The following is a 22,881-nucleotide window of genomic DNA, read 5'->3' on the forward strand; positions in this document are numbered from 1 at the left end:
AACGAATTACATCCGGCGCGTTAGTTTTTCATCCGACCGGATTTTTCTTCCAGCGCCAGCCGGATCAGATCGACGGTATTTTTGACGCCCACTTTTTTCAGAATGCTGGCGCGCTGGTTGGCCACGGTATTGGTGCTGATGTCAAATTTTTTGGCGATTTCCTGGCTGTTCATCCCTTCCGTCAAACAGGTCAGAATCTGGGCTTCCCGCGAGCTAACTTTGTTCCAGATGGATGAGCGACTTTTGGAACCCGGGCTGTACTCTTCTTTTAGGGTGCCCGTTTCGGGCACCACCCAATGTCTGATAATAACCGTCGAAGCGCTCGGTGGATAATACAATTCGCCGTCGACCACGGCCCGAACTGCCCGCAGAATTTCTTCGCGGTCGGTGTCTTTCTGCAAATAACCGGCGGCTCCATACTGCACCGATTTCAGGATATAATCCTTGTTGTTGTGCATACTGAACATCAGAATCCGGATTTTGGGATACTGCCGGGTTATGATTTGCAGGGCTTCGATGCCCGACATGCGGGGCATGGTGATGTCCAGAAACAGCACATCCGGTTTCACCACCGGAATCAGATCGATGGCTTCGTCGCCGTCGGGGGCTTCGCCAACCACCTCAATATCAACTTCATCTTCCAGCAAGGTCCGAACCCCTTTTCGTACCACAGAATGGTCGTCGGCAACAAGAATTCGTATCGGCATCATCCGTTCGTAGTGTCTGGTAAAGTGACGGCAACTTTCGTTCCTTTTTTCAATTTCGACGTAATCGTCAGGTCGCCGTTCATCAAACGGGCCCGGGTGCGCATGTTTTCCAGGCCGTTGACGGGCTGAATTCCTCTTTCGTATTTCGGAGTCGATTTAACGGAAAAGCCCTTTCCGTTGTCTTCCACCGCCAATACAATTCGGGGCGCTCGTTGCCAGCTAATCCGGATTTTCTGAGCCTGCGCGTGCTTGATGGCGTTGTTCAGGGCTTCCTGCGCAATCCGGTACAGGCCAATTTCCACCGCTGGCGGCAGCCTGCTCTCGTCACGATCCCCTTCAAAGATAACCTCAATTCCGGATGATCGGGCCGTTTGTTCCGCCAATAATTGCAAGGTTGCACCCAAACCGAAGTCGCCCAGCACCGACGGCATCAGGTTGTGCGACGTCTGGCGGGTTGTCTGAATAACGTCGTAAATCAGTTCGCACAATTCCTCGAACCGTTGCCGGTGTTTGGGTTCCGGAAAAGGAATGACCTTCAGTTTTTCCGCGTGCAGTTTCAGGCCGGTCAGCATCTGCCCAATCCCGTCGTGGAGTTCACGGGCAAACCGCCGTCGTTCTTCCTCCTGCCCTTCCAACAGGCCCGCCGACCGCACGGTTTCCTCGGCAATCTGCAAACGGTATTTTTCTTCGGTAGCCCGCAGAAGTTCGCGCTGGGTTTTAACCAACTGCTGGTTAGCCACTTCCAGATCTGTGTTGGCCACCGCCAGGCTTTCGTTCACCGCCCGCAACGCATCGTCCGATTCGGTCAGTTTCCGAATCACATTTTTGGTATGCGTCACCACCGGCCGGAAAATCAACAGCCCTTCGATCAGCAACGTCAGCAGGGTCGCCACCGTCAGCACCCACTCGATCTGTTCGAGCGACCGAACCCGTTCGAAGCTTTCTTTATCGAACTGAAACACGATGGCATTCATCTGATTCAGAAACGAAGGCTCGTCGCGCAGAATGACCTTCAGGGCGGTTTTCCTCTGCTCCGGCGATGTCGAAGCGGCATCGATTCGCACCAGGCTTTGGTACATGGACTGAAAAACCGGCTCGATCTCCGCGAACATTCGGTCGAGCTGGCGGCTTTTCCGCACCACATACGCCTTTTCCATCCGCAAATCACCGTTCCGCAACTGAATGTGGCTCTGGCTCCAGGTGTGCAGCAGCGCGGAAAACGACGCCGTATCGGTCGTAGGTGTCTCCATGATCCGGAGCAGCGCCAGTTTCGTCAGTCGCTGGCTCAACATGCGTTGCCGACCTGCCACGTTCACCACCCGGCTGTCGTCGTAGTGATCGCTCAGCGTCTGGCGGATAAACAGCAGCCCACTCAGCGATAGCACGGCAATGCACGTTAACGCCAGAACGTAAAACCGGGTTAACCGGCGGGCTACCTGCTCATCGAGTTGATTCATTCGGTCTCTATTCTACTCCAATATACACCATTCCGTTGGTCACTTTCACCGGAAAGGTCATAATCTGGTAGCCATCGTCGTTCAGGCACTGCCCCGTCTGGAGCGAAAACGTCTTTTTGTGGAACGGACAGGCCACTTTCGGCTCGTCGCCCTGGCTGCCGATCATGCCCCGCGACAGGGCCATCTGCTGGCGGTGCGGGCATTCGTTGTCCGTCGCATACCACTCGCCCCGGCGCGCAAAATTGTAAATGGCAATCTGGTGACCGTTGATCAGGACACAGGCCCCGCCATCGGCAGGAACATCCTCGGCCCGGCAGGCCAGATACCACGTAATTTCTTCTTTATCAGCTAGTAAGGTTTCCATATTTTTTGCGTTTGGAGAAAAGAAAACGACCATATTTTTTTCATAGCCCACGGTTTGAACTGTGGGTACACCAATCCGTATCCCATATTCCGGGAACCGTTAAAACGGTTTTGGGAGTTGGCCAAACCGTTTTAACGGTTTATAATCGGCCTAAAACCTCGCCTGTTCCCACGGTTGAAACCGTGGGCTGGATTACTTCCATTCCTTCGCCCGTTTCATTTCCCGCAACGATTCGAATTCTACCGTTGGGTCTTTTTGTTCGGGAACGTTGACGAAGTGGGCAAACCGCTTGCGGAGTTCAGGGTTGTCAACCACTTCTTTCCATTCGCATTTGAAGGTGTCGACCAGCAACTGCATCTCGCGCTCCAGCTCGTCGGCAATGCCCAGCACGTCGTCCACCACCACGGCTTTCAGATAGGTCATGCCGCCTTCCATTTTGTTCATCCAGGTGGCGGTGCGCGTCAGTGGGTCGGCGGTTTTGATGTAAAACATCAGGAACCGGTCGATGTAGCGGATGCAGGTTTCCTTATCGACATCCGAAGCCAGCAACTGCGCGTGCTGCGGTTTGGAGCCGCCATTGCCGCCTACATACAGATTCCAGCCTTTTTCAGTGGCGATGATGCCAAAATCCTTGCTCTGCGCTTCGGCACATTCGCGGATACAGCCCGACACGCCCGACTTGATTTTGTGCGGAGAACGAACGCCCTTGTACCGGTCTTCCACTTCGATGGCAAACGACACCGAATCCTGCACACCGAACCGGCACCAGGTGCTGCCCACGCAACTTTTCACCGTCCGCAGGGATTTCCCGTAGGCGTGGCCGCTTTCGAAACCGGCGTTGATCAGTTCTTCCCAGATCAGGGGCAGATCGCCGACGTGGGCACCGAAGAGGTCGATGCGCTGTCCGCCGGTTATTTTGGTATACAAACCGTATTTTTTGGCTACCTGCCCAATCACGATCAGTTTATCGGGCGTGATTTCCCCCCCCGGAATGCGCGGCACCACCGAATAGGTGCCGCCTTTCTGGATGTTCGCCAAAAACCGGTCGTTGGAATCCTGAATGGTCGCGCGCCCTTTTTCGAGAATATTTTCGTTCCATAAACTCGCCAGAATCGACGCCACCGCCGGTTTGCAAACCTCGCAGCCATCGCCTTTTCCGAACGTGTCCAGCACGTCATCAAACGTTTTCAGGCTGTTCATTTTCACCAGATCCAGCAGTTCCTGGCGGGTGTAATCGATGTGTTCGCAAAGCACATTCCTGACATAATGCCCCTGTTGTTTCTGGACGCCCTGAATCAAATCTTTCACCAGGGGCGTACAACCGCCACAACCCGTACAGGCTTTGGTGGCTTTCTTGAGGGAATCGATGGTCGTGTGGCCATTTTCGCCAATTTCGTGGCAGAGCATGGCCTTGGTAATCGCTTCGCAGGAACAGATCAGTGCCTCGTCGGGCAAGCCCATCACGCCCGCACCTGCTTCTTCACCCCCGCGCGAACCCAGGATCAGGTCTTCCGGATCGGGCGGCAGGATGGTTTTATTCTTGCAGGTTTGCAGCAGCATGTTATACTGATCGGCGTCGCCCACCAGAATACCGCCGAGCAGCGTTCTGCCATCGCCCGAAATATTAATGCGCTTGTAAATGCCTTTGGCTTTGTTTTCGTACGAAATCGTGCGGCAGGACGGTTCGGCAATGAACGGGTCCCCAAAACTGGCGACATCAGTGCCGATCAGCTTCAGCTTGGTCGACATGTCGAACGGTTTGAATTCCTTCTCCTCACCCATCAACCGGGCCGCCACGACCTCGGCCATTTCGTAGCCCGGAGCCACCAGGCCGTAGATCATATGGTGAACGACGGCACATTCGCCAATGGCAAAAACCGCCGGATCGGAGGTTTGCAGGAAATTGTCGACCACAATGCCCCCGCGCGGGTGCGTATCCAAACCGGTCGCTTTTGCCAGTTCGTCGCGCGGACGAATCCCGGCGGAGATGATCAGCATGTCGACGTCCAGCGTGCTGCCATCCGCGAACTGGATGCCTTTGATGGTGTCCTCGCCGGTAATTTCCTGCGTACTTTTAGAGAGGTGGATGTTCAGGCCCAGCGCTTCGAGTTGGCGTTGCAGAATCCCGGACCCGGCATCGTCGATTTGCCGGGGCATCAGCCGGGGCGCAAATTCGATCACGTGGGCGGTTTCCAGACCCAGGTCGAGCAGGGCTTTGGCGGCTTCCAGCCCCAGCAAACCGCCCCCCATGACGGCCCCTTTGCGGGCTCTGCGCGCATACGATTGAATGAGGTCCAGATCCTCGATGGTGCGGTAGACGAACACCCCGTCTTTTTCGACGCCGGCCACGGGTGGCACAAACGCGCCGGAACCGGTAGCCAGAATCAGATAGTCATAGGGCACTACCATGCCGTGGTGCGAACGAACTTCCTTCCGCTCCCGGTCGATGTCCACCACCGGGTCGGTCAGATACAGTTGGATACCGTTTTCGGCATACCACGATTCGGGCGCCATCGTCAGATCTTCGGCCGTTTTTCCATCGAAATAGGCACTCAGATGGACGCGATCGTAGGCCGCCCGCGGTTCTTCCCCAAAAACCGTCAGGGTAAACTGCACCCCGTTTTTTTGTTTGGCTACTAATTTTTCACAGAATTTGTAGCCCACCATGCCATTGCCTACGACGACGACATGCCTCATTTTGCTTGTGTTCATAGTTATTAGTAACTATAGTTATAAAACAAACCCGTTTATTTTTTGTACTATTTCAGTAAAATTCCCCAATTACACCTGAAATACCACGATTCAAAATTAAACTGATTTTTCCCAATTTCCTATATTTTTATTCTGTCACACCTATATTTTAATCCTATTTTTATTGAATTCACTTGCTTTTCCAAATTATCTCTCTAATTTTGAACCAATAATTCGATAGTTATCAAATACTAACAATAGTACATTTTAACTATTCACCACTACTAAACACCAAAGCGATGAAGCCAAAGCTTACACTCGTGGGGGCGGGTCCCGGCGACGGCGAATTGATTACCTTGAAAGGGATCAGGGCGCTTCAGAAAGCCGACGTTGTGCTGTACGACGATCTGGCCAATGACTCCTTGCTGGATTTTGCACCCAAACACGCGCTGAAAACCTACGTGGGAAAACGGGCGGGGAAGGCATCGTTTACGCAGGAGGAAATCAATGGTTTGATTGTGCGGATGGCGCAGGAACACGGCCACGTGGTTCGGCTGAAAGGCGGTGATTCGTACGTATTCGGACGCGGATACGAGGAATACGAACACGTCCGGCAATACGGTATTCCGTGCGATGTCGTTCCCGGTGTTTCCAGTTGCATTGCGGTTCCGGCTTCGCAGGGCATTCCGGTTACCTCCCGCGGGGTCAGTGAAAGTTTCTGGGTCATCACCGGCACCACGCGCCACGGCGAACTGTCCGACGATCTGCGGCTGGCGGTTCAGTCAAAAGCGACGGTGGTGGTGCTGATGGGCGTGAATAAACTGGCGGAGATTTGCGCACTCTACTGCCAGGCCGGTCGGGGCCATGTCCCGATGGCGGTTATTCAGAACGGGACCCGCATCAACGAACAGAGTGTGGTGGGTCAGGTCTGGAAAATGCCTCATCTCGTAGCAGAGCATGGCGTGGGGGCGCCAGCTGTGCTGGTGATCGGCGAAGTGGTTGCCCTGCATCCGGCCTACCTGGCCGAATGCCTGCGCAGCGTATCGGTTGACAGTTTACAGTATTCGGTTTACGGTAGCTGACGCAAGTTGGCTAACGCCAGAACAAGCTTATGTCAGTCCCGGTGGGGAACCGCACCGTAAACTGTAAACCGAATACTGTAAACCGAAAAAAAAGCCGATCCGGTGTGGGGGCACCTTTGGATCGGCCAAAACTGGGTTTGTCTATGTAAAACACAAACGGTTCAAAGAAAATGAAAAAACCGACGTAAAGCAAATCGCTTCATTCCGCCTTATCGGGTCCGGACGACCGGACGAATCGCGTCGTCACCCGTAAGGCCTGTCCTTTCAGAGGGTTGCCTTTCTCTTACCCGCTTCGGGTATCCTGCTTACTTTTTGCACCGGCCGCTTCTTTTCTTTCAACCCACGTATGTCATGAAACTCTACTTCATGCGGTTAGGGCTTCTATGCCTTCTGCTGACTATTTTTCACCTACAACTCCGGGCGCAGGTTTCGCTGACCGGCCAGCTTCGTACCCGTACGGAACTGCGCGACGGTTTCGGCAATCTGGCACCCAAAAACAGCCGGGCGGCCGCTTTTACGTCGCAACGCACCCGGCTGACGTTCGGTTACAAATGGGATCGCGTTCTCTTTAACGTTTCCGTGCAGGACGTACGGGTGTGGGGCCAGGACGCTTCCAGCATCAACAGCACCGACGGAAACCGGCTGATGATCCACGAAGCCTGGGCCGATCTGACGCTCATCAATGCCGCCGATAGTACGCTGAAATTCAAGCCCATTGACAGGTTATCCCTGAAAATTGGACGTCAGGAACTGGTGTATGACGACGTCCGCTTGCTGGGCAATCTCGACTGGCTCCAGCAGGCCCGCCGGTTCGATGCCGCCATCCTGAAAGCCCAGCACCACGGCTGGGCGCTGGATCTGGGCGTCGGCTTTAACCAGAATTCCGATGCGTTCGGAAACACCGGCACCTATTACACACCTGCCAATGCACCAGCGTCGGCACTTTCCAACAAAAACGTTTCGCTGGCGATTCCGGGCGGTTTTTTGCCCACCGTCGGCAAAGGCGGGGTGCCGGTGGTGGCCAATGCGGTCAGTACCAACGGCCAGAATCAGCAGTTCAAGGCGTTTCAAATGGCGTATCTGACGCGGAAATTTAACGGGACTAAATTCTCGGCGTTGGTCTTTAAAGACGATTTCTCGAAATACCGGACCGACTCGCTGGGCAGTGCGGCTACGGGCTACGTATATGGTCGGCGTTATGATGTTCCGGGCGTTCATTCCCGGCTGACCTACGGCGCGATGCTGACAGGACAGGCCACGGTTTCGGCCGCAAAAACCGGTCAGATTCTGTGGCAGGCTTTCGGCTATTTACAAAGCGGCAAAGACCGCGACGGTTTGCGCATCCGGAACGCCTATCACTACGGTGCCAACGTCACGTTCCAGAAAGGTTTGCTGAGTGTTACTCCCGGGTATGAAGTTCTTTCCGGCACCAATGCCGCAACCGTAAAACCGGGTGAAACCGGTCGCTTCGATCCGCTCTATGGCACCCCGCACAAACACTGGGGCTACATGGATTATTTCTACGTGGGCACCGGCGCACCGGCCGGCGGTTTGAAAGATGCGTTTCTGAAGTTCAAATACGCCGGAAAACGCCTGACGACGGGCCTCGACGTGCATTATTTCGCCCTGGCGGCAACCACGTTCAACAAGATGCCCGATGCGGCATCCGGTGCAACACTCGATTCGAAACTGGGCATGGAGTTCGACTTTACGGCCACCTACAGCCTGAACAAATTCACGAGCCTGGAAGCCGGATACGCCTTGATGCGCGGCACGAATTCGCTGGAATATACGAAGCAAAACACCATGAATCAGAAAGATAAACTGGGAACCTGGGCGTATTTGATGATCAACATCCGCCCCACTTTCCTCTAATCATAAACCGAAAAAGCCATGAACGCACCCGTAAATAAACCGCTCGAAACGCTGCCCGTATTCAGTTTCTCAGGCATTCAGATGAAGACTTTTCACATCACCTGGATGACGTTTTTTGTCTGCTTTTTCGGCTGGTTCGGTCTGGCCCCGCTGATGCCTGCCATCCGCGCCGATCTGGGACTGACGAAGCCCGAAGTGGGCAACACGATCATTGCCGCCGTGTCGGCCACCATCTTTGCCCGCCTGGTGGTCGGAAAATTGTGCGACACCTGGGGGCCGCGTAAAACCTACACGGCTTTGCTCGTGCTGGGTGCCTTTCCGGTCATGTTTGTCGGACTGGCCCACGACTACACCACATTTTTGCTGTTCCGTCTGGCAATCGGCGTCATCGGTGCCTCGTTTGTCATCACGCAGTTTCATACGTCGGTCATGTTTGCCCCCAAAATCAAGGGAACGGCCAATGCCGTGGCCGGGGGCTGGGGAAACCTGGGCGGGGGCATCACGCAACTCGCCATGCCGGTGATTATGGCCACGATTATCGGTTTTGGCTACACCAAGCCTGAAGCCTGGCGGCTGGCGATGATTTTTCCGGGCGTCCTGATGCTCATCATGGCGTTTGTTTATTTCCGCTACACGAAAGACACACCGAACGGCAACTACCGGGACGCCGGACCGGACGAGATCCAGCGTACGACGGTAAAAGGCGAGAAAATAAGCTTCTGGAAAGCCTGCGCCGACATCCGCGTCTGGGCTCTGTCGCTGGCGTATGCCTGCTGCTTCGGGATGGAAATCACCTTCGACGGGGTGGCGTCGCTCTATTTTTTCGACAATTTCGATATGAAAGAAACCGAAGCCGGTTTCTGGGCCATGCTGTTCGGATTCATGAACATTTTTGCCCGCGCCCTCGGCGGCATCGTCGCCGACAAAGTGGGAAATCAATACGGTATGCGCGGCAAAGGGCTGTTACTGGCCGGTTTGCTGCTGATGGAAGGCGTCGGCATTGCGCTCTTCGCACAGTCGGGCAGCCTGTCGATGGCGATTATTTCGATGATCAGCTTTGCACTGTTCCTGAAAATGGCCAATGGCAGCACCTACGCCATTGTGCCGTTCGTCAATCCAAAAGCCGTTGGGGTCATTTCGGGGGTTGTCGGTGCCGGTGGTAACATTGGCGGTATGCTGATGGGCTTCCTATTCAAATCGCAATCCATCAGCTACGGACAGGCCTTCCTCTACATCGGTGGCATTGTCGCAGCGACCGGCCTGTTGCTGTTCCTCGTCAACTTCGGCAAAACCGCCGTCGTAAAAACCGCCGAAACCGAATTGCAAACCGCTTAAAAAATAATGATGAATGATGGACGATGAACGATGAATTGCTAGCGCACTATATCATGCATTGTCCATCATTCATCGTCCATCGTTCATCATTCATCATTCAAACCATGTCTCATCAAACTACCTGTTGCTACTGTGGGGTTGGCTGTGGAATCGTCGTCAAACAGGAGCAGAACGGACGGCTGACGGTTGAAGGGGATAAGCAACATCCCTCCAACCGCGGCATGCTGTGTTCGAAAGGGATGAATCTGCACTATACGGTAATGGATCAGTCGGATCGGTTGCTGTATCCGCAGATGCGACTCAACCGGTCGATGCCGCTGCAACGGGTGAGCTGGGATGCCGCGCTGGAACGCACGGCTGCGGTTTTTAAGACCTTCATTCAAAAGTACGGGCCGGATTCGGTGGCGTTTTATGTGTCAGGGCAATGTCTGACGGAAGAATATTACCTGGTCAACAAGCTGATCAAGGGCTTTATTGGCTCCAACAACATCGATACCAACTCCCGGCTCTGCATGAGTTCGGCAGTGGTGGGCTATAAACTGTCGCTTGGGGAAGATTCCGTACCGGTTTGCTACGACGACATTGAAGAAGCCGATGTTTTTCTGGTGCAGGGTGCCAATCCGGCCTGGTGTCATCCCATTCTCTGGCGACGGATTGAAGCGCACAAAGCTGCCAATCCACACGTCAAAATCATTTGCGTCGATCCCCGAAAAACCGATACCGCCCGTTCGTCGGATCTGCATTTACCCCTTCGCCCCGGCACCGACATTGTGCTGAACAACGCCATCGGCCGGTTGCTGATCGAGAATGGCGACATCGACATCGACTTTATCACCCACCACGCCGACGGTTTTGCGGCTTATCGCGATCAGGTGATGCAGCGCACGATTGAGGAAGCCGCCGACCTGTGCGGGATTTCGCCCGAAGGCATCCGGCAGGCGGCCGACTGGATTGGCCGCTCGAAGGGCTTTCTGTCGCTCTGGACAATGGGCCTGAACCAATCGGTGATTGGTGTCAATAAAAACCTGTCGCTCATCAATTTACACCTGATTACGGGTCGGATTGGCAAACCGGGCAACGGGCCTTTTTCATTGACGGGACAACCCAACGCGATGGGTGGCCGCGAAACCGGCGGCCTGGCCAACAGCCTCCCCGCCCACCGCGACGTGCTGAATGCGGCCCACCGCGCCGAGGTGGAAGCGTTCTGGAAAAGTCCGGTCAAGATTGCGCCCAAACCCGGCCTGACCGCTACCGAGATGTTCGAAGCGCTGGCGGAAGATAAATTAAAGGCCATCTGGATCATCAACACGAATCCGCTGGTGAGTATGCCGGATGTCAATGCGGCTGAACTGGCGTTGAAAAAAGCCCGGTTTGTGGTGGTGCAGGATGTTTCGAACCGCGCGGATACCGTTGGTTTTGCCGATGTTGTGCTGCCCGCTTCCGCCTGGCTTGAAAAAGACGGCACGATGACCAACGCCGAACGCCGGATTGCGTACCTGCCCAAAGTCATCGATCCGCCCGGCGAAGCCTTGCCGGATTCGGAAATTCTCTGGCGGTTTGCGCAGAAAATGGGGTTTGGCGACTCGTTTACTTATGCGAATTGCTCGGAAGTTTATGACGAATACACCCAACTCACGGCCGGAACGAACGTCGATGTAACGGGCGTGAGTTATAAACTGCTGAAGAAATACCGGACGATTCAGTGGCCGTTTTCGGAGAAAGACAGAAAAGAGAAGGAAGAAAAATTAATAACGAATGTTGAATTTCGAATAACGAATATCGAAGGTGGAAAACCGGAAACCGGCACCAAACGACTTTTTACCGATCACCGGTTTCATACCGCCAATGGTCGGGCGCAGATTCATGCAGTTCCCGACGAAAACGCATCGGAACCGACGGATGAAGACTTTCCGCTGGTGCTGACCACGGGACGCATCCGCGATCAGTGGCACACGATGACCAAAACCGGTCGGGTGGCCAAACTTAATCAGCATAGTCCGCAACCGTTTCTGCAAATCCATCCCGACGACGCAAAAGCGCGGGGCATTCAGGAAGGCCAGTTGGTCGAAGTGCGGGGTCGGCGGGGCGAGGTGCGCGTCAAGGCCCAGCTTACCGACGAGGTGCGGGCCGGTTTGTGTTTTCTGCCCATGCACTGGGGAAAAATGCCGGTCGGCGGTCCGAGGAAGAGCAACCTGAACCGCGCCAACAACCTGACGAATGCCCTCATCGATCCCCGTTCGAAAGAACCGGATTTCAAGTTTTCGGCGGTCGAGGTCGTCCCCTACCGAAAACCGGTTGAAAAAATTGTCATTATCGGAGCCGGGTCGGCGGGATTGGGCTTTATCAATGCTTACCGAACTTTAAATACGGACGACGAGATTCACGTCTTTTCCAGAGAAATCTATCCGTTCTACAACCGGGTTTTGCTGCCCGATTACATCAGCGGGGCGCAGTCGTGGGAGCAACTTGTCAAGTTGCGCGAGGATCAGTTTGGGGATGCCAACATCCGGGTTCATAAGGGCGTTAGCATCGTCCACATCGACCGGAAAGCCAAAGTGCTGATCGACAGCAATGGCGTGGAACACACCTACGACAAACTGCTGCTCGGTACGGGAAGCCGGGCTTTTATGCCCCGGGGCGTTCCGCCATTACCGGGCATTTTCAACATGCGGTCACGGCTCGATGCCGATTCGCTGCTGCCTTTCCTGAAGCAACCGGAAGGCGGGGCCGAACCACACACGGTCATTGTGGGGGGCGGTTTGTTGGGTCTGGAACTGGCGGCTTCGCTGCGTCAGATCAACGTACGGGTGACGGTGATTCAGCGGGCGGGGCGGTTTATGGAACGCCAGATCGATCCGCTGGCGAGTGAGTTGTTGTATCTGGAACTGAAAGAACGCGGCATCGATGTGTTTTTCAACGAGGAAGTCCAGACGTTTGCCGGAACCACCAAAGTGGAAGGCATTCAGTTAAAATCGGGCCATAAAATACCGTGTCAGGTCGTGGTGATCGCCATAGGTACGGAACCGAATATCGAACTGGCGCGGGAAGCCGGACTCGACTGCAACCGGGGTGTGGTGGTGAATGATTACCTGCAAACATCGGACCCGGACATTTTTGCCGCGGGCGAACTGGCGCAGTGGAATGGTCAGATGTGGGGCATCACGCTGGCCGCCGAGCAACAGGCCGAAATAGCCGCCGGTTTCATTGCCGGGGACGTTTCCAAGCCGTACCGGGGCAGCGTGGCAATCAGCATCCTGAAAATGGAAGGACTGCATTTGTGCAGCATCGGCATGGCCGAAACGCCCCCGAATGATTCCAGCTACGAAGAAATTGTTTTCATCGACAAGTCGAAACGGTATTATAAAAAATGCATCGTTCAGGGCGACAAGCTCGTGGGGGCCATCTTGATTGGGGATAAGAACGAATTTGCGGAGTTCCGCGACCTGATTGCCAAAGGAACGGAATTGTCGGAAAAACGCCTGCAACTGCTGCGGGCCAGCAAAGCCGTCGATCCGATGGAGGGCAAACTGGTGTGTTCCTGCAACAGCGTCGGACAGGGCAACCTGGAGCGTGCCATTCAGGCGGGTTGCACCGATTTTCAGCAATTGTGCCAGAAAACCGGCGCCGGAACCGGCTGCGGTTCGTGTCGCCCGGAAGTGCGGAGTATTTTGGAAAAGATGAACGAGCGGGTGCTTTTACAAACGATGAATGATGAACGATGAACGATGCCTGTATGCATCAGCCCATTCATCGTCCATCGTTCATCATTCATCATTACAATGAGAGATTATTACACCCTCAAAGTCAACCTTCCGGCCGGGATCAGTTCGCCGGGAACGTTGCAGAATCTGTTGGCGCTGGCCCGGAATGCCAATGTTCGGAACGTTCGTTTTGGTGCCCGGCAGCAGTTGCTCATGACGGTGCATTACGAAGACCTGCGCGCGTTGGAAAAAGAGCTGAAAAAGCATCCGATTCCCTACGAAATCAATACCGATCAGTTTCCCAACATCATCAGTTCGTACTGCGGGGAAGACGTGTTTCGGACGGGCGCGTGGCTGCGGGAAAGTGAATATCACACGGTTCTGGACCAGTTTGACGAGCAGCCCCGTTTAAAGATAAACCTGTCGGACTCCAACCAGAGTTTCACGCCCTTTTTTACGGGAAATCTCAATTTTATCGCGTCCCCCGAGCCCCATTTCTGGTATTTGTACGTTCGCCCGAAGCAGAGCAACACGGTTTTTCGCTGGCCGGAACTCGTCTATACCAACGATCTGGGTCGCCTGGCCAAAGCCGTTGAAACGGCACTGCTGGACAGCGAATCGGACTACCGGGATGCAGAAACGCTGCACAAAACCGTCACGAGTCGCGCTGGTTTTATTACCCAACCGGCGACGCAGGAGGTCGAACTGCCGGAGTTTTCGTTGCCGTATTACGAAGGATTCAACCGCTACGGTGAACGGTCGTGGCTCGGATTATACCGCCGGGATGAGCAGTTTCCCATCGATTTTTTGCTGGACATGTGCGCGCTGTGTCTGAAAACCCGCATCGGAGAGATCTGCGTAACACCCTGGAAATCCTTGATTATCAAAGGAATTGAAGAGAAAGACCGGCGAGCGTGGTCATATGTGCTGGCCAAACACAACATCAACGTGCGCCATGCCGCCAACGAACTGGCCTGGCAAACGGAAGACCACAGCGACGACGGTCTGCAACTGAAAAACTACGTCATCCGGTATTTCGAAAAATACGATATGCGGACGTTTGGGCTGTGTTTTGGCGTACAAACCCGCCCGAAATCGGAAGTCTTCGGCTCCGTGCTGGTGCGCAAACGCCCGCTGCTCCGGATCGGTCACCTGGCGCTTTTCAGCGTGTACGACCTGTATTATACCGAAAATTTCAACCCGAACAGCCGGACGTATATCCGGTTCGAGAAAGGATTGTTCAAACCGTTTCTGCCATACCAGATCGACCGCTTGTGCCGCAAATTCAGCAACCGCCGTTCGCTCGAAACGAGCAAATCCGTCCGGCTCGAACCGGAAAATCCGGAACCGGCTCCCGTTGCGGCCAGTCGATTGTACCAGTGTCCGCATTGCTTTACCGTGTATGATCCGCAGTACGGTGACGAACGGCGCGGCATTCCGGCGGACGTATCATTCAGCCAGTTACCCAGCGACTATACCTGTTCTACCTGCGATGCCCCCAAAACCGAGTTACAGGAAATTCAGCTCGAAGTAATCAACCAAAACCCGACTTTTCGATGAAACCACAGGCTGTTGATCCCGTGTATTTTGCTTTTGAGAACGACTTTGTCGACACGTTTCGCTGCATTCCGATGATTGTCCGCTACAAACTCGACACGTGCGGCATCAAGCTGAAACTCCCGGAATGGGTGAAACTGCGGGTCGATGAAAAACGCGAACTGGCGATCCGCCCGTGTTATACCGAATCGGAAATCGAACAATACCGCCAGTATCTGATTCAGCGGGTGGCCGAGCGTTGCCAGAAAACCGTCAGCGAACTACCACCGGTGGAGGCAACCTGGGATATTCTGGGCGAGGTTCCGGGCGAAGTACAGGAAAAAGCGCGGGAATTCAACTGTGCGCCCCTGACCCTCCGGCAATGGATTCGGCTGGATGTGCTCCAGCGGTTTGCGCTGATCAAGCTCTGCCGGTCGGGTCACGAAGGAAAAAACTTCCCCCGCGCTTTGCGAGAATTCGGGATTGCTACGGCTTAAAACTGGTCGTTGCGGTACGTGGAAACGGATTATTTCGTAAACATGGGAAGCGGATTCAGCGGATGTCCGAAGAAATTCTTCGCTAATTTTTTGGTGAGAAACCAGTGAAACCCCCGATTGGGCAGCCGCTCCCGGTTTTTCCGGATCTGGTGCTGGTCGGCTCCGAACGTCAACAGGCCCAGCGACACATCGATCCAATCCGCTTTCCGGAAGTTTTCGACGGTTTTCTCGAAGTTACCACGATACGGACTGATTTTGTGGTGCCAGTAAATCATCAGCGTAATTTCTTCGATCCACTCTGGTTTCCCGGTTTCGGTCAGGTAGTGTCGGGCCTGCGCCACGGAAGGGTCTAAATAATCAATGGTGTGATTGGTCCAGATGCCGATGTCATGAAAAACGACGGCCAGGGCGTATTTTTCTTCGTTGGTTGCATCCCGATCCAGCAAAAGACAATTCAGAAAAACCCGGTAGACGTGGTTGCGGTATCTGTCATAATCTGCCCCAATGACGGGTTTGAAGATCTGTAGCAAGGCTTCGATGGAGGGATGGGGGTAGTTCATAAATCAGCGGACCTTTTATGCTTTATTCTTTCGCAAGGATTGTTTTAAAAGACTTAAAATGTAATCAATATCTTCAAGATCCGTCAATTTAATTTCATAAGCTCCGTTTCCCCAATGCCCAACATTTGAAACATCGCGAGTGACTTTTTTTTGATCTTGCAAGTCGCCACTTTTTAAATTCAGGTAAATTTTAAGCCCTTTACCTTGCAATACAACATCGCAGAATATATTATTATCTACCTTAAAGCCAATGGTCTGTTTTTTAGGCTGAACGGTTATGTTGTCATCCATATTCAGTAATCTATCCTTGACGTTCTCGAATAGCTCACGGGTTTCAAAATCTACTTTTTGCAGGTGATCCTGCTCCGTATAAACTTTTACTTCTTTACTAACGGCTTCTACCGTATCATCTGAACGGGAGATAGTTTTAATACTTTCTTTCGCAGAAGCTTTCTGCAATTGTTCAAAAGATAGTGTATCATTTTCAAATTTTTTAACCTCCCATAGCTCGATAGGCAAGTCTTTGAAATTTATAGCTTCTCGCTGGTAGGTGGTGAAGAAAGGAGCTACAAAAATTACCTTAGATTGTGTCCAGTCAACATCCAGCCGCTTCAAGCTCTGGTTTTGACTTTCATTATACTCTAAGATAAAATCTGCCTTATTATTCAGCATTAGCGATAAATATGCATAGCCCTGATCAATTACACTAAAGGTTTTATCTCGCTTATATTCAATAATAACAAACGCTTTAGTCTCCGGATCGAAAGCCAGGGTATCAATCCGAAAATTGTTCAGCGAAAATTCAGAGCGTATAAAATTAATTCGTAATAAGATTTGCAGATTTTGCTCCGTTAGACGCTGAATCTCCCGTTCCAGTTTGAATGAAACTTCTTTTATGTGTTCTAATTTATGTTCTATTCTAAACAATGGCATAGCGATTTGGCTGGTATGGTTACGCTTTATTGTGCAGGGAACGCTTACTTGCTACGATGCATCACAGAGCAAAGCACGCAAAAAAAAATGAAACACCTGAAAACCACTTTGTAATTAATGCATGAAAGCCACTCCAAAGCACTTATACCAAAAGGCAAACGATTCCAACAGGTATTTTTCAGCCTTTCCACAATCTCCGAATGGCTCGAAACGATTCGTTGCGATGGCCTCTCTTTTTAATTTTCAGTCGGCCAACGGGTCGGAATCGCCCCCTCAACTTGTCGTTTTCACCCCTCCTGATTCCGAAAAAAACCGTCACCTTTGTTCCATACCAAACCCCTATTCAACACCATGGAAAAGCTGGAATATACTATTTTGATCGATGCCCCGCGGGAAACCGTGTGGAACATCCTCTGGAACGATGCGACGTATCCGGTATGGACGGCGGTTTTCAGTGAAGGTTCAAGAATAGAAACGGATTGGAAAGAAGGCAGCAAAGTGTTGTTCCTGGGCGGAGAACACGAAGGAATGATTTCATCGATTGCCGCCAACCGGCCCAACGAACGGATGTCGTTCAAACACCTGGGCGCAATCAAAAACGGGGTTGAAGACTACGACAGTGAAGCCACCAAACAATGGGCGGGTGCCCATGAAAATTATACGCTCAAAACCGTCGATGGAAAAACCGAATTAACGGTGAATCTGGACGTTACGGAACAGGATAAGGAATATTTCCTGAAAACCTGGCCAACAGCACTGGACAAAGTAAAAGAACTGGCGGAAGAAGGGTCGTAATCAATCCCACACATACCGCTCATCGTAGACCATGCCGTATTTCTGAAAAATCCCCCGGCATTCGTCCTGGAACGAGGTGCTGCCGTGGTGCTGGTATTGATTGCTGATGTACCGCACTACCGCATCGACCTGCGACGGATTTACGGAGAACGCGCCATACCCGTCCTGCCAATAAAAATTTCGGTAGGTGTGGCCTTGCATCTTCATCCATTTGGACGAGCTTTTCTTCACCTCTTCCAGCAACTTCATGAGGGTGATTTTCTTTGACAGAACGCACAGAATATGCACATGGTCGTAGTAGCCGCCAATTTTTACAGGATTGCATTCCAGTTGCCTGCAAATACCGCCCAAATAGGCATACAATTCGTCTTTCACCTCATCGCCGATGATCGGCTCACGGTATTTGGTGCTAAAGACCAGGTGAACATACACCCTGGTTAAGGATTGTGGCATGGTATATCTGATTTAATGGTTTGCACGATTAAATCATTAGACGATCACCCCTGCAAAAAGTAATGCCTGAACTTAAACCGAGTCCGGGGCGATTGTACATCACCTGCCATAAACCTATCCTCATTCCATGTGCGGGACCATACCAGGTGCGGGACCATACCATGTCGGGATCATGCCATGTCGGGACCACACCATGTCGGGATCAATTCCATGTGCGGGACCATACCACAGGGCGTTGCCCCGTGCTAGTGATGATGCCCTTTCAGGGCGGGATGTGGAATTGTTCGCTGCATCGCGCCCCAACGGGGCATTATCACTAGTACGGGGCAACGCCCTGTGGCTATGGCATGGCACCGGCATGACATCGACACCGGCATGACATCAACGCCGGGATGAAACCCCACCAAAAAACAAAACCCGACACTCAGGCCGGGTTTCTGCTAAACGAAGATTTTCAACGTGTTGTAACTACCTTAAACGGCTTTCTTCACATCACGGGCGTTGGGACCTTTGGCGGTCATTTCCACTTCAAACGTTACTTTGTCGCCGTCTTTCACCGCATCGACCAAACCGCTGATGTGCACAAAAACACTATCCTGTGTTTCCTGATCCTTGATAAAACCGTAGCCTTTCGACTCGTTAAAAAACGTAACCGTACCTTTTCTGATAACTTCCTGCGGGACACCCGGTTCTTGTCTGGAAACCCCAATCTGTATATCTTCCGTATTGATAGTTTTCTTCTTCCGAAGATCCGGGGGCGACGACGAAATATTACCGTTTTCATCGACATACGCCATCATTTCGTCCAGACCTTTTCCTTTATCCGAATTGGCTTTCCGCTCTTCCTTCTTTTCCGCCTTTTCCTTATTCTTCTTTTGCCGGTTTTTTTCTTTTTCCTTTTTATTAAACGTCTCTTGAGTTCTACCCATAATGTGGTGATTGTTTTAGTGGAAAATGAGTTTGATCAGCCAGTATACGGCTTTCCCGTCTATCCGGAGGCTTTTTCGATGGGAGAAGATCTGGGATCTGGCAGGGAAGCGGCTTTCTGGCAGGCAAGGTACTATATTTTTAATTCGCTTCCCGGCAAATAAGTTCATTATCTCCCGCATTGCCTTCAAAAGAAAAGATGAGTTACCTTTTTAGCCGCTTCTACGGATTTTTTTCCGAATAGAACGAATCTGTCAATGCCCCAAAGTCCCTGAAAACCGGGCCGACGCAGAGTTTGATTTCACACAGAATACCCCTACTTTTGATTAGGCTGGACAAATAGCATTAATGACAGAAAAAGATGAAATATAGTCTCTTTTTTCTTTTCATCTTCTTTTTGGGGAGTTCCTGTTCAAAACCGCAGGACAAGAAATTTACCATTGGCTTTTCACAATGCACGGGCGCCGACCAATGGCGGCAAACCATGCTCAGCGATATGCAACGGGCGCTGTCGTTTCACCCCGATTATACCCTGCTGTATGAGGATGCGGGCAACAGCACCGACAAACAGATCGCTCAAATTCAATCACTTACCAATCGCGGCATTGATTTATTGATCATTTCGCCCAACGAAACCGCGCCCATCACCAAAGCCGTCGATGCGGTTTTTAAAAAAGGCATTCCGGTTATTGTCCTTGACCGCCGGATCGATTCAGAATCCTACAACGCCTACATCGGGGGCGACAATTTCGAAATTGGGCGGCTGGCCGGTGCGTTCATCGGAAATCACCTCAAGGGAAAAGGTGCCGTGATCGAGGTGAAAGGGCTGGCCGGTTCGTCGCCCGCTCAGGAACGACACCGGGGTTTGCAACAACAACTCGCCCGGTTTCCGGGCATCCGCGTGGTGGCCGAACTGGACGGCGAATGGGAACGCGACACCGCCCGCCACCGGGCTGAGACCAACCTCACAGCCCTTCAAAAAGCCGACCTGGTTTTCGCCCACAACGACGTCATGGCCCTTGGCGTCTACGAAGTCTGCAAACAACACGGCCTGACGAATCAGCTTGAGTTTGTCGGAATCGACGCCCTGCCTGGTCCACAAGGCGGCATGCAACTCGTGACCGACGGACTCCTGAAGGCGTCGTTTCTGTACCCGACCGGCGGGGAGGAAGCCATCGAAACCGCCGTGCAGGTGTTGGCTGGCAAAGCCGTCCGGCGCGAAACGACCCTGAATTCGATCCAGATCGACGCGTCCAACGTCCGGGCCATCAAAGCCCAGAGCGACAAACTCCTCAGCCAGCAGCAGGATATTGAAAAGCAAAGCCAGCGAATCGACGAACTGAAACAGACGTATCTGACCCAACGCAACACGCTGTATGTCACCCTGGCCAGTTTGTTTGTGGTCATTCTGCTCGGGGCCTGGGCCCTGTATCTGGTTCGGCAAAAACAGGCGGCTTACCAGATTCTGGCCAAACAAAACGTTGAAATCAGCGAACAGAAAGATCGCATCGAAGCCGTATCGGCCCAGGCCCGGCTGGCAACGGAAGAAAAACTGCGGTTTTATTCATACATCTCCCACGAGTTCAACACGCCCCTCAACCTGATTCTGACCCCGGCCGAAGACCTGCTGGCAAAGAAAACCGTCAACCCCTACGAACTCAAGGCGAATTTATCACTCATCCGAAAAAACGCGTACCGCCTGTTGCGGCTGGTCGATCAGATGCTGGATTTGCGGAAAACCGACGCCGGCAAACTGCTTTTGCAGGCCGGCGAACAGGATCTGGTGGCGTTTATCCGGGATATTGTGAGTGATTTTCGCCGAAAAGCCGAGAAAAACCACATCGACCTGCAATTCATCCCCGCGCAATCGATGCTCATGGTGTGGTTCGACCGCGAAAAACTGGATAAAGTCCTGTTCAATCTGCTGTCGAATGCGTTCAAATACACCTCGAAAGGCGGGCTCATTCATGTTCGGGTCGATCTGTGCGACAACCGGGCGCGGATTCAGGTGCAGGATAACGGGGCGGGCATGAACGCCGAAGAACAGGCCCACGCCTTTGATTTGTTCTATACGGCTCCCAAACATTTTAACCTTGGCAACGGCGTCGGCCTGGCCCTTTCGCGGGAATTTGTCCACCTGCATTACGGCGAAATCGACGTCCGCTCGGAGAAAGAACAGGGTACGACCTTCACCATTCTGCTGCCCTTGGGCAATGCGCATCTGGACCCGACCCAACAGGAAGAAATCCCCGATACCCGCACACTGCCCCTGTTGCTGGACGACGACGAAGGAACGCCGGCCCCTGCCAGCCCTGTAGCCCCGGTTGTCCGAAAAACCGGTACGCTGGTGCTCATCGAAGACCACGACGAATTGCGGCAGTACCTGACCACCCGGCTCCGTGAGGAATTTGAGGTTGTGGCCGAAACATCTGCCGAAAAAGGCTGGGAGACCATTCTGGAAACCGTACCTGACCTGATTATCAGCGACGTTATGCTGCCGGGCATGGATGGCTTGCAACTGACCCAGCGCATTAAAAGTGACTTCCGAACCTCGACCATCCCGGTTATTCTGCTCACCGCCAAGGGCCAGATGGAAAACCGCATCGAAGGCACCCGCGCCGGAGCCGATGCCTACATCGCCAAACCATTTCTGATTACCTATTTGCTCGAAACGATCCGGACGGCGTTGAACAACCGGGAAAAATGGCAGAAACGGTATATGGGTGATTACCTGACAAAAACCGAAAACCGCCAGGAGAAAAAGTTCCTGAACGAACTTACCGCCCTCATTGAGCAGAATCTGGCCGATCCATCGTTTGGCGTCGAGCAACTGAGCCGCGAAATGGGCGTTTCGCGCGTCCAGCTCTACCGGAAAGTACAGGCTGTGCTCGATAAAAATGTCAATGAGTATTTTACCGAAATCCGCCTGAAAAAAGCCAAGGTGCTGCTGGTGGAGACCAACAAAGCCATGTCGGAAATCGCCGGTGAAACCGGCTTTAGCTCACCCGCCTACTTCACGACATTCTTTAAGCAACACACCAAACAAACGCCTTCGGAATACCGCAAAGCGCCGGTTGGCGTTTGAGTCTGCCCGCAAAGCCACTGGCATTAGTGCTCTGTTTTTAGCCGGGTATAAAGCTTCCGGATGGCCAGCCACCGCCGACGCGAGATGGGTAGCGCCACCCCCGACCGCAAATGAATCAATCCTCCTTTATCAGGATAAATCCGTTCCATGCGCTCAATGTAGCGGATGTTGACAATGCAGTTGTGGTGTGGGCGAACAAATAGTGTGTCGGGTAATTGGGGCTCGTAGTATTTTAAGGTACGGGGCAGCAGCAGTCGTTGTCCATTTCTCCAGTGCAGCCAGCAGTAGTTGCCGGTGGCCTGTAGAAACATCAAATCGGCTACAGGAAGGCTGATCGGTCCCGTTTTCCGACAGTGCATCGTGAGCATGCTTTCGGACGGGTTAAAGGTCAAATCGGCGGATTGACAGGTCGGGTTGCCGGTGTAAAAAGGTTGGGGCATATGCACGTGAATAAGTGATCGGTTCGTCCCTGCAAAAAAGCCCCGATTCCCCCTTTTTCAGTTAACACATTTCGGACATCCTTTTCCTCATTTCGGACATTCTCCCCTTTTTAGACCCATTCTCCCCTAAAAAGCACTTCAGGCTGTTTTGAGGATCTTCAAAAACGTACCCTGTGCCCCCTTTTCCGCCGTGGCCAATGCCCCGCGGGGCGGAGACGAATCCATCGGTTTTCCTCTTTTTTCGTGGGAAGGAACACCCATATACACGTCACACAAGAAACCGTGATCCGTGTGGCAAACCGCTTTGTGGTTCATCGTTTGAACGATTGCCAACAGGATGATCTGACCACAAAGCAGACCCCAAACAAGCAGACTCAAACCTGAGACTATCGACGCCAACCTCATTCGACAGGCTTGAAAAGAGCGGCAAAAAACGGCGTTGT

Annotated in this window: 18 protein-coding genes; 8 read left to right on the plus strand and 10 right to left on the minus strand. The window is 52.8% G+C overall.

Going from position 1 to position 22,881, the window contains the following annotated elements:
* Positions 1 to 20: 20 nt before the first annotated feature.
* From FH871_RS22620 to nirB, 4 genes are all read right to left on the minus strand, one after another.
* Complete coding sequence (locus FH871_RS22620; protein WP_138993767.1) at positions 21 to 707, minus strand: response regulator transcription factor; 687 nt, start codon at positions 705 to 707, stop codon at positions 21 to 23.
* On the minus strand, positions 707 to 2,164 hold the full coding sequence (locus FH871_RS22625) for an ATP-binding protein (RefSeq protein ID WP_138993708.1): 1,458 nt from the start codon (positions 2,162 to 2,164) through the stop codon (positions 707 to 709). Before FH871_RS22625 ends, FH871_RS22620 begins: the two co-directional genes overlap by 1 nt.
* A gap of 7 nt (positions 2,165 to 2,171) precedes the next feature.
* The gene (gene nirD, locus FH871_RS22630) at positions 2,172 to 2,528 is read right to left on the minus strand and encodes a nitrite reductase small subunit NirD (RefSeq protein WP_138993709.1); all 357 of its coding nucleotides are present in this window, start codon (positions 2,526 to 2,528) and stop codon (positions 2,172 to 2,174) included.
* Positions 2,529 to 2,720: 192 nt separating this feature from the next.
* Positions 2,721 to 5,240 (minus strand): nitrite reductase large subunit NirB, encoded by a 2,520-nt coding sequence (gene nirB / locus FH871_RS22635; RefSeq protein ID WP_138993710.1) that lies wholly within the window; start codon positions 5,238 to 5,240, stop codon positions 2,721 to 2,723.
* A gap of 278 nt (positions 5,241 to 5,518) precedes the next feature.
* On the opposite strand from nirB, the gene cobA reads away from it, so the two are divergent.
* From cobA to FH871_RS22665, 6 genes are all read left to right on the plus strand, one after another.
* Complete coding sequence (cobA, locus tag FH871_RS22640) at positions 5,519 to 6,301, plus strand: uroporphyrinogen-III C-methyltransferase (protein ID WP_138993711.1); 783 nt, start codon at positions 5,519 to 5,521, stop codon at positions 6,299 to 6,301.
* 351 nt (positions 6,302 to 6,652) lie between these two features.
* Positions 6,653 to 8,176 (plus strand): alginate export family protein, encoded by a 1,524-nt coding sequence (locus tag FH871_RS22645; protein WP_138993712.1) that lies wholly within the window; start codon positions 6,653 to 6,655, stop codon positions 8,174 to 8,176.
* A gap of 18 nt (positions 8,177 to 8,194) precedes the next feature.
* On the plus strand, positions 8,195 to 9,511 hold the full coding sequence (locus FH871_RS22650) for a NarK family nitrate/nitrite MFS transporter (protein WP_138993713.1): 1,317 nt from the start codon (positions 8,195 to 8,197) through the stop codon (positions 9,509 to 9,511).
* A gap of 104 nt (positions 9,512 to 9,615) precedes the next feature.
* Positions 9,616 to 13,233 (plus strand): nitrate reductase, encoded by a 3,618-nt coding sequence (locus tag FH871_RS22655; RefSeq protein WP_138993714.1) that lies wholly within the window; start codon positions 9,616 to 9,618, stop codon positions 13,231 to 13,233.
* 57 nt (positions 13,234 to 13,290) lie between these two features.
* Complete coding sequence (locus tag FH871_RS22660) at positions 13,291 to 14,772, plus strand: rubredoxin (protein ID WP_138993715.1); 1,482 nt, start codon at positions 13,291 to 13,293, stop codon at positions 14,770 to 14,772.
* A complete protein-coding gene (locus FH871_RS22665) occupies positions 14,769 to 15,245 on the plus strand; it encodes a nitrate reductase associated protein (RefSeq protein ID WP_138993716.1) in 477 nt (158 codons plus the stop codon). The genes FH871_RS22660 and FH871_RS22665 overlap by 4 nt, the downstream gene beginning before the upstream one ends.
* Before the next feature lie 29 nt (positions 15,246 to 15,274).
* Here FH871_RS22665 and FH871_RS22670 read toward each other — a convergent pair whose 3' ends face one another.
* Both FH871_RS22670 and FH871_RS22675 read right to left on the minus strand, forming a co-directional pair.
* Positions 15,275 to 15,805: a hypothetical protein gene (locus FH871_RS22670; RefSeq protein ID WP_138993717.1), complete on the minus strand. Its 531-nt coding sequence runs from the start codon at positions 15,803 to 15,805 to the stop codon at positions 15,275 to 15,277.
* A gap of 15 nt (positions 15,806 to 15,820) precedes the next feature.
* Positions 15,821 to 16,738, minus strand: coding sequence for a DUF5655 domain-containing protein (locus tag FH871_RS22675; RefSeq protein ID WP_138993718.1), 918 nt, complete (start codon positions 16,736 to 16,738; stop codon positions 15,821 to 15,823).
* Between the two features lie 351 nt (positions 16,739 to 17,089).
* Here FH871_RS22675 and FH871_RS22680 point away from each other — a divergent pair, with 351 nt between their 5' ends.
* On the plus strand, positions 17,090 to 17,533 hold the full coding sequence (locus FH871_RS22680) for an SRPBCC domain-containing protein (RefSeq protein ID WP_138993719.1): 444 nt from the start codon (positions 17,090 to 17,092) through the stop codon (positions 17,531 to 17,533).
* Here the strand turns inward: FH871_RS22680 and tnpA are convergent, their stop codons facing one another.
* Together tnpA and FH871_RS22690 are read right to left on the minus strand one after the other, a co-directional pair.
* The gene (tnpA, locus tag FH871_RS22685; protein ID WP_138993720.1) at positions 17,534 to 17,986 is read right to left on the minus strand and encodes an IS200/IS605 family transposase; all 453 of its coding nucleotides are present in this window, start codon (positions 17,984 to 17,986) and stop codon (positions 17,534 to 17,536) included. It lies immediately after the preceding gene.
* A 473-nt stretch (positions 17,987 to 18,459) separates the two neighbouring features.
* Entirely contained in the window at positions 18,460 to 18,915 is a 456-nt protein-coding gene (locus FH871_RS22690; RefSeq protein WP_114406920.1) for a cold-shock protein, read from the minus strand.
* Between the two features lie 359 nt (positions 18,916 to 19,274).
* Between FH871_RS22690 and FH871_RS22695 the strand changes: the two genes are divergently transcribed.
* Positions 19,275 to 21,998 carry a substrate-binding domain-containing protein gene (locus tag FH871_RS22695; RefSeq protein WP_138993721.1) on the plus strand — a complete coding sequence of 908 codons (2,724 nt, stop codon included), beginning with the start codon at positions 19,275 to 19,277 and terminating at the stop codon, positions 21,996 to 21,998.
* Between the two features lie 23 nt (positions 21,999 to 22,021).
* On the opposite strand, the gene FH871_RS22700 is transcribed toward FH871_RS22695, so the two are convergent.
* Both FH871_RS22700 and FH871_RS22705 read right to left on the minus strand, forming a co-directional pair.
* Positions 22,022 to 22,438 (minus strand): LytTR family DNA-binding domain-containing protein, encoded by a 417-nt coding sequence (locus FH871_RS22700; protein ID WP_229317495.1) that lies wholly within the window; start codon positions 22,436 to 22,438, stop codon positions 22,022 to 22,024.
* A 138-nt stretch (positions 22,439 to 22,576) separates the two neighbouring features.
* Positions 22,577 to 22,816, minus strand: coding sequence for a hypothetical protein (locus FH871_RS22705; protein ID WP_138993722.1), 240 nt, complete (start codon positions 22,814 to 22,816; stop codon positions 22,577 to 22,579).
* Positions 22,817 to 22,881: the final 65 nt, after the last annotated feature.

Origin of the sequence: Larkinella sp. C7, assembly GCF_006149005.1 — a bacterium.
Classification (GTDB): domain Bacteria; phylum Bacteroidota; class Bacteroidia; order Cytophagales; family Spirosomataceae; genus Larkinella.

What these genes read in the sequence shown, in the direction of transcription:
- FH871_RS22620 (WP_138993767.1), bottom strand. Translation starts at nt 707, where the DNA reads ATGCCGATACGAATTCTTGTTGCCGACGACCATTCTGTGGTACGAAAA.
- FH871_RS22625 (WP_138993708.1), bottom strand. Translation starts at nt 2,164, where the DNA reads ATGAATCAACTCGATGAGCAGGTAGCCCGCCGGTTAACCCGGTTTTAC.
- nirD (WP_138993709.1), bottom strand. Translation starts at nt 2,528, where the DNA reads ATGGAAACCTTACTAGCTGATAAAGAAGAAATTACGTGGTATCTGGCC.
- nirB (WP_138993710.1), bottom strand. Translation starts at nt 5,240, where the DNA reads ATGAACACAAGCAAAATGAGGCATGTCGTCGTCGTAGGCAATGGCATG.
- cobA (WP_138993711.1), top strand. Translation starts at nt 5,519, where the DNA reads ATGAAGCCAAAGCTTACACTCGTGGGGGCGGGTCCCGGCGACGGCGAA.
- FH871_RS22645 (WP_138993712.1), top strand. Translation starts at nt 6,653, where the DNA reads ATGAAACTCTACTTCATGCGGTTAGGGCTTCTATGCCTTCTGCTGACT.
- FH871_RS22650 (WP_138993713.1), top strand. Translation starts at nt 8,195, where the DNA reads ATGAACGCACCCGTAAATAAACCGCTCGAAACGCTGCCCGTATTCAGT.
- FH871_RS22655 (WP_138993714.1), top strand. Translation starts at nt 9,616, where the DNA reads ATGTCTCATCAAACTACCTGTTGCTACTGTGGGGTTGGCTGTGGAATC.
- FH871_RS22660 (WP_138993715.1), top strand. Translation starts at nt 13,291, where the DNA reads ATGAGAGATTATTACACCCTCAAAGTCAACCTTCCGGCCGGGATCAGT.
- FH871_RS22665 (WP_138993716.1), top strand. Translation starts at nt 14,769, where the DNA reads ATGAAACCACAGGCTGTTGATCCCGTGTATTTTGCTTTTGAGAACGAC.
- FH871_RS22670 (WP_138993717.1), bottom strand. Translation starts at nt 15,805, where the DNA reads ATGAACTACCCCCATCCCTCCATCGAAGCCTTGCTACAGATCTTCAAA.
- FH871_RS22675 (WP_138993718.1), bottom strand. Translation starts at nt 16,738, where the DNA reads ATGCCATTGTTTAGAATAGAACATAAATTAGAACACATAAAAGAAGTT.
- FH871_RS22680 (WP_138993719.1), top strand. Translation starts at nt 17,090, where the DNA reads ATGGAAAAGCTGGAATATACTATTTTGATCGATGCCCCGCGGGAAACC.
- tnpA (WP_138993720.1), bottom strand. Translation starts at nt 17,986, where the DNA reads ATGCCACAATCCTTAACCAGGGTGTATGTTCACCTGGTCTTTAGCACC.
- FH871_RS22690 (WP_114406920.1), bottom strand. Translation starts at nt 18,915, where the DNA reads ATGGGTAGAACTCAAGAGACGTTTAATAAAAAGGAAAAAGAAAAAAAC.
- FH871_RS22695 (WP_138993721.1), top strand. Translation starts at nt 19,275, where the DNA reads ATGAAATATAGTCTCTTTTTTCTTTTCATCTTCTTTTTGGGGAGTTCC.
- FH871_RS22700 (WP_229317495.1), bottom strand. Translation starts at nt 22,438, where the DNA reads ATGCCCCAACCTTTTTACACCGGCAACCCGACCTGTCAATCCGCCGAT.